The 13,697-nt window shown below is 61.9% G+C and carries 7 protein-coding genes; all 7 read left to right on the top strand.

The genetic code is table 11. The features are described from left to right. Positions 1–519: 519 nt before the first annotated feature. The 7 genes from UAA55_RS29375 (at position 520) to UAA55_RS29345 (ending at position 13,693) form a co-directional block, all read left to right on the top strand. Complete coding sequence (locus UAA55_RS29375; RefSeq protein WP_322957288.1) at positions 520–834, top strand: RHS repeat domain-containing protein; 315 nt, start codon at positions 520–522, stop codon at positions 832–834. 105 nt (positions 835–939) lie between these two features. After that, entirely contained in the window at positions 940–1,665 is a 726-nt protein-coding gene (locus UAA55_RS29370; protein WP_322957286.1) for a tail fiber domain-containing protein, read from the top strand. A 1,434-nt stretch (positions 1,666–3,099) separates the two neighbouring features. Beyond that, complete coding sequence (locus UAA55_RS29365) at positions 3,100–7,755, top strand: RHS repeat-associated core domain-containing protein (RefSeq protein ID WP_322957284.1); 4,656 nt, start codon at positions 3,100–3,102, stop codon at positions 7,753–7,755. A 4-nt stretch (positions 7,756–7,759) separates the two neighbouring features. Further along, the gene (locus tag UAA55_RS29360) at positions 7,760–8,353 is read left to right on the top strand and encodes a DUF416 family protein (protein ID WP_322957282.1); all 594 of its coding nucleotides are present in this window, start codon (positions 7,760–7,762) and stop codon (positions 8,351–8,353) included. Positions 8,354–8,359: 6 nt separating this feature from the next. Then, the gene (locus tag UAA55_RS29355) at positions 8,360–10,273 is read left to right on the top strand and encodes an RHS repeat-associated core domain-containing protein (RefSeq protein ID WP_322957280.1); all 1,914 of its coding nucleotides are present in this window, start codon (positions 8,360–8,362) and stop codon (positions 10,271–10,273) included. Further along, complete coding sequence (locus tag UAA55_RS29350; RefSeq protein WP_322957279.1) at positions 10,274–10,990, top strand: hypothetical protein; 717 nt, start codon at positions 10,274–10,276, stop codon at positions 10,988–10,990. Between the two features lie 51 nt (positions 10,991–11,041). Continuing rightward, entirely contained in the window at positions 11,042–13,693 is a 2,652-nt protein-coding gene (locus tag UAA55_RS29345) for an RHS repeat-associated core domain-containing protein (protein WP_322957277.1), read from the top strand. Positions 13,694–13,697 lie beyond the last annotated feature (4 nt).

Below are 13,697 nucleotides of genomic sequence, written 5' to 3'. Positions count from 1 at the left end.
TGTATCACAGACGGTATCCGCAAGGGTGATAGGCGAGGCGGCCTCGGCCCTAAGCGACGGCGGGCTGAACTCCTGTGCCTTCAGGGATGACCCTCGGCCTCAAGCAGATCGCGCGGTAGCGGGTAGCTGGTGGCTCGCCGGTGACGTCGCGGCTCTGGCTGACGCCCTCTCGTCCTCCAGGGCCAGGACGGTCCCCTGGCCATCGGGCCACAAGTGACAAAGGCAAGCTGCCGTGAGCGAAAGGGGCGTCGTCGGTGGGCTTTCGCTTTCGTCCATAGGGGCGAGGGGACATTGCGGACGGACGTCGCAGATCACATTGGTCAGTGGCGCCAAGCAAGGGGCAGCCAACTCGGTATTGTAAAACACAGGTCCGGATAGCTGCCGGGTCAATATAAACACGTTAAAGTAGAAAACCTTGTTGAGTTATGCTGCCGTACGGCCTACACTTAATTTTAATTAAGCGCTGCGGCGTTCAGGCTTGAGGCGCAATAATTGCTAAACAAAAGGGAAAATTCCGTAATGCAATGGACCTTGCTCAGAAAGTTATCAATATCACTCCTTATTGTTTTGGCATTTTCCATTGCTTTTATCAAATGTACAGCCGTTGCGGCAAACGGATCGGCCACATATACCTATGACTTTTTGGGTCGCGTGACGTCTGTTAACTACGATACCGGCGCTATCGTGTACTACTTCTATGATGCCAACGGGAACCGGACGCAGCAGACCGTCAACGTCAACACGCAGCCGCTTTGCCTCAACACGTCAGCGCACAGCAATCCTGTCACTTGGGGCGCGGGGCAATGGTCTCAAAACGTCCCGGGAGGATGCTGACTGCCGTCCCACCCACGTTCTTCCTGGCAATGGACAGACGCCATCAATCCTATTTTAGCAATCGTTGGAGCCGCCGGATATCCGGTTCAGCTGAAGGAGAACAGGATGCTCAAGGGAGTTTTCTGCGGACTTGTTTTGTCGGCACTCTTCGCCGTGCCGTCCTATGCCGCGTGTCCAAATTTCCCTTACACGTTCACCAACGGGCAGACGGCGGATGCCAATGCGATAAATAGTAACTTCACCAGCGTCACAACCTGCTTCGCGCCGATCAATAATCCGTCGTTTATGGGCAGTGTCACTATGAGCGGCGCACTTAATATTACGGGTGCTACGGCGACGGGAGGGGCTAGCCTTATCATTAGTGGATACGGAGCAGGCGGCCACAATTACGGCTCAGCGTGGAAACAAAGCTCCGATGCCCTACCATTTCCCCTGGTATTTTTCAACGCGGCGGGGAGCGTGATCGGTACAATTGCAACAACAAGCTCCGGCACTTCATATAATACGACTTCTGACCGCCGCCTGAAAGAAAATATCCGTCCCACAAGTCACGGTCTTGATATTATCAATAAAATAGAGATCGACGACTATAATTACCTGAATGATCCCAAAAAAACACCCACTCAGGGAGTCATCGCTCAGGATCTTTACAAAATATACCCTCAGGCGGTGAGTGTTGGCGGGGACAACCCAGCGGTTCAGCCTTGGGGTGTCGATTATGGGCGACTGACGCCGCTGCTGGTTCGGGCCATTCAAGAACAGCAAGCGGAAATAGAAGCGCTGAAAACCGAGATCGCCGCGTTGAAGAACACGAAGCCGGCGGCACATTGATCGGGAGTGGCGATGTTTCGCTTTATCAAGGCGCTTGCAGTCGCGCCCCTCCTCCTCTGCCTGAACGCGGCTGCCGCTGACGCCCCCGGATCGTCCGACCCGCCGCCCTTCGGCACCATGATAACAGTCAATCCGAAGCCGTCGGCGGTTGCCATAGCACGCGACGCCCCTCGGCTGGCGATCCAGCTGCCTCAGTCAGGCACGGGAACAGCGAGCCCTGCGCCGGCCAAGGGGGAGACGCAGAGCAAAATAGGCCGGACGGCGGAGCCCACATCGTTGTTGGCCGGCGCCCAAACGCCTGGGGTATGCGCGGCCGGTAGCGGCCAGCCCAACCCCATCGCGGCACTGGCCTACGCGCTCAAGTGCGACCCCGACCTTATCTTCGAGTGGGTATACAATAATATAGAATTCGAGCCGCTTTTCGGCAGCAACAAGGGCGCGCTTGGCACGCTTCTGGATCGCCGGGGCAACGATGCGGACCAGGCCATCCTTCTCGTCTCGCTTTTCAACGCCGCTGGATATTCGACCTCGCAAACCGGATTTATCGAAGGACTGATACAGGCGATATCCGGGTCGCAGCTTTCGAATCTCCTCAATGTCAAGAATGACGCAGCGGCGATAGAGGGCCTGCTGAACGGCGGCGGGATACCTTGGGCGAATGCCGTTGTTGGCTCGGATGGGTCCCTAACATCAATAGATGTTGTTTGGTTTGTTGCGGCAATAAAGCTTAACAGCACTTGGTATTATTTTAATCCATCTCTTAAAGCGCATGCAATAACGACGGCCTTCTGGTCGGGCCAGGGGGCTCCGACCTTGGCTTCGGCCCTCGGGTACGATCGGACGCAGTTCCTGAACGATGCGGGAGGAACGATCACAAGCAGCGCGATTTCTAACGTCAATCACTCCAGCCTTCGCGCCGATTTGTCCAAATATGCCGCCAATCTCGTTTCTTACATCAATCAACAAAATCGGACATGGTCGGTTGGCAACATCATCGGCGGTTCGTCGATCATCGCTCTGGCGGGTTCCCCCATTCGGACGCAATATCCGAGTTTAACACCGTCCAATGCCTTCCCCGCCACTTGCCCGGCTGTGACCCCGGCGGTCGCATGTCGGGCGACCATCTCGATCACCATGCCGGGGGCATCGTCTTCCCAGGCCATCGTCCTCTATACCGACGAGGTCTATGGACACCGCATTACGGTGTTCTCGACTCCAAGCGGCTCAAACTACTATCCGACGTTATTGATCGACGGCGCGGCGCCTGGCTGCGTTGGCGCCGGCACGTGCACGAATGTCGGCCCGGCCGTCGCACCAGGGACTCAATGGTCGATCCCGGTGGCCGTCACGTCGGTTGGCCAGCCCTCGTCATCCGGCTGCGCGACCGGGGTCACCGGCTGTAAGACCCTGACTGTCGCCGCCGGAGGATCCTATGTGATCAGTCTTGGTATCGGACAGGCCGGGCGCGGCATGGTCGACTATCATCGGCAATTGCTGCTGCAAGCCCAAGCGGCGGGAAACAGCGTCGGCTCCGAGCCTGTCATGGGGGAAAACCTGGCCGCCATTGGCTATGGCTGGATCGCTGAGAACTCGAGCACGCAGCAGGTCATCGACCGGTTGGCGCTGACGACCACGCAATACCTGTTCGCGGTGGGGATTACTGGGCAAAGCGCCATCCAAGGTTCGTCGAACAGTGCCCCCTACGTTGATCTGCCGCTCAACCGCTATAGGGTCACACCTCAGAACAGCGGTGGCCCAACGATAGCGATAGGCGGCAATACCTATCCCGTCGCTATCGCTTCCGCTTTCTTGGCACTGGAGGAGGCCAGCTCCTCGCTAAAGTCCGGTGTTCTGGAGCAAACCCAGGCACCGGTCATCGGTGCGACGGCCGCATCAACGATCAAGATCGTCGATTCCAACATGAACTCAGCCTATCCCGGGGCGCTCAACACCACCTATTTCGCGGACGGGACGACGACCTCCGGGCAAAACACCTACACCAATACGATCCTGCCGGCGATTACCGGCCAATATAACGCGAGCGACCTTTCCCAGATCACCGCCGCGGTGAACGGTGGGCAACAAATCCTGATTCCTTCGAACGGGAAATTGGCTATCGGCCTATGGACCGGTGGCGGTTTCACGACAATCGCCCCCCTTGCCGGCGGCGACCTCGTGGTCGGCCAAATCATCACGGGCGGCATGTCGGGCGGCTTCTTTGGGCAGGCGGACGCGAACTCGCCCAACAACACGGCGGTCACGATCCCCCAGGCCGCGAACACTGGCACGACCATTTCGCTGGTCAACACCATCCCCTCGCCCTCCAATCCGGTGGTGGCGGAGCCGGTCGACGGCGTGACCGGCGCCTACCTTTACGACCACACCGATCTGGTGACCGGCGGCGGGAATTTTCCCTACGCGTTGCCCTTCTCACGCACCTACCAGTCGGCTGCGGGCAGTTGGCTCACCACCCCGGGCGCGGACACCGGGATGGGCAACGCCTGGAGGCACAGTTACGCCATCACGGCGCAGGTCCAAAGCGATCCCTATATCGCGCTGGGGCCCAGCGACACCCCGGCCGTCAATGCCGCCAACACCGCCGCCGCCCTCTATGTCATGCAGGACCTGCTGTCGGTGACGCCGACGGCGCAGACCATGACCATCTCGTCGATGGTGGCACATTGGTACACCGACCAGTTGGACGGCAATGTGGTGATGGTGACCCAACCGAACACCACCGAGGAATTTGTCGCCCTGCCCCACGCGGACGGTGCGACCGCCATCTCCTACATCCCACCCCCGGCCTCGTCGGTCCGGTTCAACCAGGTGGCCGCCGGTCAATTCACCTACCAGACCAAGGACGGCCAGGTGCTGAGCTTCGGCCCCAGTCCCGCTGGCGCGCTGCAAAGCTGGACGTTCCCCAACGGCATGGCCGTCAACCTGGGCTATTCCGGATCCCGTCTCGCCACCGTTGCCAACACCCTGGGGCGCAGCCTCACCCTGTCCTATGCCGGGGACGATGTCTCGGCGGTGACCGATGAGACCGGGCGCAGCGCCACCTACGGCTATGACGCCAACCACAACCTGATGGCGGCCACCGATCCGCTGGGTAACACGACGCGCTTCGCCTACGACAGCTCCGGCACCTACGACACGCTGGGCCGCCTGACCCAGATCTTCTATCCGTTCAATCCGGGCGCGTTCGTGACCAACTGGTATGACGCGCTGGGGCGGGTGGGGCAGCAGGCCGACGCCAGCGGCCATGTCTCCAATCTCTACTTCGCCAGTTCGCGCAGTGAGATCGTCGACGCGCTGGGCAACCGGCATGTGACCTACCAGACCGACCGCGGCCGGACGGTCAAGGACGATTGGGTGCTGGACGGCGGCGCGCTTTCCACCTGCCCCGGCCAGGGTCTCAACACCGCCCAGAACGTCTTTTCCGACACCGCGCAATGCAATGGCGTGGTCAACGTGACCGCCAGCCAGTATGACGGCCTCGACCGGCTGGTCCAGACGACGCTGCCCGAGCGGGGGAGCACGTCCTACGCCTATGCCGCCACGGTCAATCCGTGGGCCAACAACCTGGCCTCGGTCACGCGGCCCGCGAAGCCCGGCTCCCCGCTGGCGCCGCTGGTCACCCGCTATGACTACGACGGCACCTGGAACAAACCGACCAGCGTCACCGATCCGCTGGGGTTGGTCGCGACCATGGCCTACGATCGCGCCACCGGGAACCTGCTGGCCAGCATCGCCGATGCCGGCGGCACCGGGCATTACAACGCCAGATCCAGTTATACCTACAACGCCTACGGCCAGGTGCTGACCGCGACCGACCCGCTGGGCGTGGTCACCGCCTACGGCTATGATGGCGCCGGCAACCAGATCTCGGTCGTGCGCGACGTGGCCGGGCTGCACCAAGCCACCGCCTACACCCACAGCGCCCTGGGCGACGTGGTGTCGGTCACGGACCCGAACGGCAACGTCACCACCAGCACCTATGATGCCGATCGCCGGCTGGCCACCGTGACCGGGCCCGCCGCCGCCCAGGTCCTCGTCACCGCCTACACCTACGACCCTGACGGGCACCTGCTGCGGACGCAGCAATCGTCGGCCGGCCTGTCGCGGACCACCAGCGCCACCTACACACCCACCGGCAAGACCGCGACCACGACCGACGCCAATGGCAACGTCACCACCTACGCCTACGACGTCGACGACCGGCTGTCGGCCGTGACCGATCCGCTGCTGCGGATCACGGTCTATGGTTATGACGCGCTGGGCCGGCAGGTCAGCGTCGGCAATCCGGCGATCTCCGCCACGCCCCTGGTGCGGTACGCCTACACGCCGGACGGTCTCCAGGCCAGCCTGACCGACGCCACCGGCAACACCACCGGCAACGCCTATGACGGCGTCGACCGGCTGTCGTCGATGACCTGGCCCAACGGCACCACCGAGGCCTACACCTACGACGCCGACGGCAACCGGCTGACGCGCAAGACCCGCAAGGGCGACACGCTCACCTACACCTACGACACGCTGAACCACCTGGCGAGCAAGGCCGCCCCGGGCGAGGCGACGGTGACCTACGCCTACGACCCCGGCGGCCGGCTGGTGGGGGTGTCGGACACCAGCGCCGCCCTGGCCTTGCCGACGACCGGCGCCAGCTACGTCACCACCCGGACCTACGACCCGCTGAACCGTCCGCTGACGGTGGGCTTCAGCCCGGCGCCGGCGCAGGCCGCGCCCAGCCCCAGCTCCGTCACCTTCGCCCACAGCTACGACGCCACCAACCGGCGCATCGGCCAGAGCGTCAGCGACAGCAGCTGGCTGCTGCAGCCCGCCACGGCCGGCACCACGACCTACACCCCCAACGCCCTCAACCAGTACGGCCAGGTGGGGGCGGTCACGCCCAGCTATGACGGCAACGGCAGCCTGACGGGCGACGGCACCTTCACCTATGGTTATGACGCGGAGAACCGGCTGGTCTCGGTCACGGGCGGCGGGGTGACGGCCGCCTACGCCTACGACGCCCAGGGCCGGCGCAAGTCCAAGACGGTGAACGGCACGACCACCGTCTACCTCACCGACGCCGACGGCCGCGAGGTGGTGGAGTATGCCGGCGCCGGCGGCGCCACGGCCGCCTGGTACGCCTACGGCCTGGGCGCCAACGAAGTGCTGGCGCAGATGAACGCGGCGGCGGGCACCCGCGCCACGATGATCCCGGACATCCAGGGCTCCCTCATCGGCACGCTCAACTCCGGCACCGGCGCCCTCACCAAGGTCGGCTACCTCGCCTTCGGCGAGAACCCCGCCGCCTACGCCGGCGCCACCTTCCGCTACACCGGCCAGCGCCTCGACCCCGAGACCGGTGGTAGCGCGTCGCAACCCTCCGGCCTCTACGACTACCGGGCGCGGGCTTACTCGCCCACGCTGGGGCGCTTCCTGCAGCCGGACCCGGCGGGATACTCGGCCGGCGCCAATCTCTACGCCTATGTCAGCAACGACCCGCTGAACCTGACGGACCCCACCGGATTGGTGCAGGACGGGGCATCTGCGGGGTTCAATTTCACCACGCAGGCGTATGACGTCAGCGCCGTGGGTCTCTGGAACTCGGGCACCGCCGCCAACCGGGCAGGCATCGTTGTCGGTGCCGCGGCAGGGCTTGTTTACGGATACGGGCAAGAGTTGGTTGCGGGGGCGGCTGCAGCGAGGCTGTTCGGCGCGGCTCAGACGGCTGGTACGGTGGTGGAGGGGCTGACTGCCGCAGAACGTGTTGCTCAACTGGCTGAAAATGGATTAAGTCAAATTCAACGTGAGAGATTTGTGACGCTCGCCGTAACCGAGACTAAGGAAGGTGTGCGGGTGATTAGTTCGAGCTCGAAGACATTGGAACAATCAGTCATAAATCTGCTACAGGAAGGTGAGGTTGGTGTTAGCGGCATCGGGCATGCTGAGGTGACTGGAGTTGAAGGGGCGCAGTCTCTTGGGTTAACCCCAACTGGGGTCGCTGCCAGTCGTCCGATTTGTCCTAGTTGTGCGAATTATCTTAGCGAACAGGGGATCGCTCCGTTAACTCCGTTGAAGCAATGAACAGATGATGAATCTTATATCGAAAGATACTGCCAGAAGACTTCTTTCGTTCTCCGTTGGCAAGAAGGTAGCCTTTCTAACGCTTCTATATGAGAGAATGGTACCTGATTTGCGCTCCTTTTGCCTTTCGGAAGGACGTGATTTATCCGTATTCGAAAAATCGCGCAGTGAATACTGGGCATATTTAGCGAGTAAGTCAGAGGGAATTTCTTGGGCGAAAATCCGAGAAGATATTCTTGATGCAACGCCAGACAGTGAAGATTTTGGCTATCAAGAAGCCTCTTTCGCCATAAATGCAGCTCTTGTTGCCGCAGATATTGCCGGTTTACTTGTTGACGGACAGGATGCCCATTTGAAGGAGGCAATGGGTTATGCGCTAAACTCGTTAAGCGCATTTGCAATCGATGAAATCGGAGTGACTGCCTATGACAGAGCGATCGCCAATGTCATAAAGACACATCCGCTTTTGGAGAGGGAAGCGCGAACGGAGGAGGAAGACGTCGCATTCTTGAGCATAATGCAAGACCCGCCATGGCCGAAGAACATTCTTTCAACGGTGCAACACAGAGCTGAAACTCAGTCCGGTTTGCTTTGCTGAAAGACGTTGCCGACCGGCTGGCTGTCTGCCGTAACCGATCCGCTGCGCCGGGTCACGGCCTATGGTTATGACGCGCTGGGCCGGCAGGTCAGCGTCGGCAATCCGGCGATCTCCGCCACGCCCCTGGTGCGGTACGCCTACACGCCGGACGGTCTCCAGGCCAGCCTGACCGACGCCACCGGCAACACCACCGGCAACGCCTATGACGGCGTCGACCGGCTGTCGTCGATGACCTGGCCCAACGGCACCACCGAGGCCTACACCTACGACGCCGACGGCAACCGGCTGACGCGCAAGACCCGCAAGGGCGACACGCTCACCTACACCTACGACACGCTGAACCACCTGGCGAGCAAGGCCGCCCCGGGCGAGGCGACGGTGACCTACGCCTACGACCCCGGCGGCCGGCTGGTGGGGGTGTCGGACACCGGCGCCGCCCTGGCCCCGCCGACGACCGGCGCCAGCTACGTCACCACCCGGACCTACGACCCGCTGAACCGGCCCCTGGCGGTGGGCTACAGCCCGGCCCCGGCGCAGGCCGCGCCCAGCCCCAGCTCCGTCACCTTCGCCCACAGCTACGACGCCACCAACCGGCGCATCGGCCAGAGCGTCAGCGACAGCAGCTGGTTGCTGCAGCCCGCCACGGCCGGCACCACGACCTACACCCCCAACGCCCTCAACCAGTACGGCCAGGTGGGGGCGGTCACGCCCAGCTATGACGGCAACGGCAGCCTGACGGGCGACGGCACCTTCACCTACGGCTATGACGCGGAGAACCGGCTGGTCTCGGTCACGGGCGGCGGGGTGACGGCCGCCTACGCCTACGACGCCCAGGGCCGGCGCAAGTCCAAGACGGTGAACGGCACGACCACCGTCTACCTCACCGACGCCGACGGCCGCGAGGTGCTGGAGTATGCCGGCGCCGGTGGCGTCACCGCCACCTGGTACGCCTACGGCCAGGGCGCCAACGAGGTGCTGGCGCAGATGAACGCGGCGGCGGGCACCCGCGCCACGATGATCCCGGACATCCAGGGCTCCCTCATCGGCACGCTGGACTCCGGCACCGGCGCCCTCACCAAGGTCGGCTACCTGGCTTTCGGCGAGAACCCCGCCGCCTACGCCGGCGCCACCTTCCGCTACACCGGCCAGCGCCTCGACCCCGAGACGCGGGGAAGCACCGCCCAACCCTCCGGGCTCTACGACTACCGGGCGCGCGCCTACTCGCCCACGCTGGGGCGCTTCCTGCAGGCGGACCCGGCGGGATACTCGGCCGGCGCCAATCTCTATGCGTATACTGATAATGATCCGCTGAACCTGACTGACCCGAGCGGAAATTGCCCAGCTTGTATCGGCGCAGTCAGTAGCGTCGCTATCGGATATGGCCTCTCTTTGGTTACCGGGCAAAATTACACATGGCAAAATGCCTTGGCAGATGCGGCATTGGGGGCTGTGGGGGCGGGAATCGCGTCCAAACTCAAAACCGCATATCAGCTAGCTGAAGCAGGAACGGGCATTGCCAAAGCTCGCTACCTTGGCGCACTGGGCGAAGATGCTATTGGTGCAACTCAAAAAGTTGGAGTTAAGATTAACGGAACAACACTCTTCCCGGATATAGTTGGAGATACAGGCTTCCAAGAAGCAAAGAATGTCGCCGCAATCGGGGCGCGAGATGCGAAACAGTTATCTGCTTATAGTAAATTCTCAAATATCGAAGGTCTGGATCCCGTCCAAGTTTTTACGCGGCCAAATACTGATGTGTCGGCGATCCAGGATCTTCTCGAAAACGGCTCAGTTGTCCAACGCTTCCTACCGGGAGTCACCGATCAAGGCGTTTATGCACTGACTCCTGGGCAAGCAGCCATAACAGGCGGTTTGATCGGCAGCGCTTCAAATGCAATCTCCTCAACTTATGGTAAATAGATGAGCTTGATATCCGGAGTTCCACATTGGCTATCCGCTGGTCTGAAACATCAACTACATGATGCTGGTTTTACGTGGTTCGGAAGAACTGCGCGTCGAGTCACGAATACAAAAATCGACGTGATCGATATTGAACTGATACGTAAGGCACTTTGTCACAAATGGGCACTACCCTACGGCTCAATTACACTAGGGGTAGGTTGCTTTCTGCCATTCGTGCCATCAATGGAACGTTCCAAATTTCATTGTGGCCGGGATAGCACAGCGCAGCCACGTCACTTAGATTGCACCATTAGATTCGGAATAGAGAGAAAAATAGAACAAAAAGAAGTGAAAAATGCAAAAAACATTTGGTTCGTAGATCAGAATAAAGAAAATGTTGCCGTGCTTGATGATATGAAATCCGCAATATCTGATAAAGTATTGAAATTTTTTCAGTCAAATGATGATATCAGTAATTTATTAGAATGTCTTCAGCATGAAAAAGATAATATGGGAGGAACTGGAATATGGAATATAGGGAAAGAAGGATCGTTTAAAAGGTTATATTTAATAGGGTTTACCGCCCTAGAAATGGGGGACTGGGAATTGGCAGATAGGTCATTGCGCGATTGTCAATATTTGATAGAATCAAAAAACCTTTCCATCAATCAAAACATCGTAGGCTGCATAAGGCACGCAATAACTCTCGCTTATAACCAGCAGAATTTACGGTAATTAATTGGCCACCCCTACTTACGTGAAAATGTAGACACGCAATGCAATGGCGTGGTCAACGTGACCGCCAGCCAGTATGACGGCCTCGACCGGCTGGTCCAGACGACGCTGCCCGAGCGGGGGAGCACGTCCTACGCCTATGCCGCCACGGTCAATCCGTGGGCCAACAACCTGGCCTCGGTCACGCAGACCGCGAAGCCGGGCTCCCCACTGGCGCCGCTGGTCACCCGCTATGACTACGATAGCACCTGGAACAAGCCGACCAGCGTCACCGATCCGTTGGGGCTGGTCGCGACCATGGCGTACGATCCCGCCACCGGGAACCTGCTAACCAGCATCGCCGACGCCGGCGGCGCCGGGCATTACAACGCCAGGTCCAGCTTCACCTACAACGCCTACGGCCAGGTGCTGACGGCGACCGACCCGCTGGGTACGGTCACCGCCTACGGCTACGACGGCGCCGGCAACCAGATCTCGGTCGTGCGCGACGTGGCCGGGCTGCACCAAGCCACCGCCTACACCTACAGCGCCCTGGGCGACATGGCCTCGGTCACGGACCCGAACGGCAACGTCACCATCAGCACCTATGATGCCGACCGCCGGCTGGCCACCGTGACCGGGCCTGCGGCGGCACAGGTCCTCGTCACCGCCTACACCTACGACCCTGACGGGCACCTGCTGCGGACCCAGCAATCGTCGGCCGGCCTGTCGCGGACCACCAGCGCCACCTACACGCCCACCGGCAAGACCGCGACCACGACCGACCCGAACGGCAACGTCACGACCTACGCCTACGACGCCGCCGACCGGCTGTCGACCGTGACCGATCCGCTGCGCCGGGTCACGGCCTACGGCTATGACGCGCTGGGCCGGCAGGTCAGCGTCAGCAACCCAGCGATCTCCGCCACGCCCCTGGTGCGCTTCGCCTACACGCCGGACGGCCTCCAGGCCAGCCTGACCGACGCCAATGGCAACACCACCGGCAACGCCTATGACGGTTTCGACCGCCTGGCGTCCATGACCTGGCCCAACGCCACCACCGAGGCCTACACCTACGACGCCGACGGCAACCGGCTGACGCGCAAGACCCGCAAGGGTGACACCCTCACCTACACCTACGACACGCTGAATCACGTGGCGTCCAAGGCGGCGCCGGGCGAGGCGACGGTGACCTACGCCTACGACCCCGGCGGCCGGCTGGTGGGAGTGTCGGACACCAGCGCCGCCCTGGCCCTGCCCACGACGGCGGCGAGCTATGTCACGACCAAAACCTATGACCCGCTGAACCGTCCGCTGACGGTGGGCTTCAGCCCGGCGCCGGCGCAGGCGGCCCCCAGCCCCAGCTCCGTCACCTTCGCCCACAGCTACGACGCCACCAACCGGCGCATCGGCCAGAACGTCAGCGACAGCACTTGGCTGCTGCAGCCCGCCACGGCCGGCACCACCACCTACACCCCCAACGCCCTCAACCAGTACGGCCAGGTAGGGACGGTCACCCCCACCTATGACGGCAACGGCAACCTGACGGGCGACGGCACCTTCACCTATGGTTATGACGCGGAGAACCGGCTGGTCTCCGTCACGGGCGGCGGGGTGACGGCCGCCTACGCCTACGACGCCCAGGGCCGACGCAAGTCCAAGACGGTGAACGGCACGACCACCGTCTACCTCACCGACGCCGACGGCCGCGAGGTGCTGGAGTATGCCGGCGCCGGCGGCGCCACCGCCACCTGGTACGCCTACGGCCTGGGCGCCAACGAGGTGCTGGCGCAGATGAACGCGGCGGCGGGCACCCGCGCCACGATGATCCCGGACATCCAGGGCTCCCTCATCGGCACGCTCAACTCCGGCACGGGCGCGCTGGCCAAGGTCGGCTACCTGGCTTTCGGCGAGAACCCCGCCGCCTACGCCGGCGCCACCTTCCGCTACACCGGCCAGCGCCTTGATCCTGAGACCGGCGGCAGCGCGTCGCAACCCTCCGGCCTCTACGACTACCGCGCCCGGGCGTACTCGCCCACGCTGGGGCGCTTCCTACAGGCGGACCCGGCGGGATACTCGGCCGGCGCCAATCTCTATGCCTATGTGGAGAATGATCCGCTCAATCTGACCGACCCGCTTGGGCTCTGTGACAACCCGCGGGGATGCGGCGGGGGTGGTGGAGGATTGCTCGGCTTCCTCGCTCCGGCCGGTGCGGCCGCCGAAACCGTGGCGGAGGGGGCGGCGGTCGGAGTTGGCACAGCCGCGGCTGCCGTTACCGCTGCCGCGGCTGTGCTGCTTTATCCCTCGTCAACCGTAGCGAATGACACGTGTGATCCTCCTAACTGTGGCAATCAGTATGTAATTCGTGGAGGCTTGGCGACGCCGCAAAATCTTCAGCAAGGCACTGGTCCAGTCAGAGGTTACGCGCCACTAACCGGCTTTTCGGTCACGTCGGCTCCTGGTTTGACCCTGGATCAGCTCGCGAAATATGCGCAATATCCCAACGGGACAATCAGCTACACGACGACGAATACGCTCACGGGAATGGGGGTTCAGGTCGCTCCCACGGCTCAGCCGAATGACCCGTTACATTCGACCGTCGTGGTTCCGAATCCGCTACCTGACGTGCAGGCGCAAGCGCTCAGTGGCGCCTTTGCGGGAAAGATGCCGAACCCATATCGCAATCTCGGGCCTGGGAAGAATCTCTCGGTGATCGGTCAGTGACTTA

Origin of the sequence: Nitrospirillum guanabarense, from assembly GCF_034653355.1 — a bacterium.
In the GTDB taxonomy this organism is placed as follows: domain Bacteria; phylum Pseudomonadota; class Alphaproteobacteria; order Azospirillales; family Azospirillaceae; genus Nitrospirillum.
Note: the sequence above shows the minus strand (reverse complement) of the source record. Positions and strands in the feature narration are given on the sequence as shown.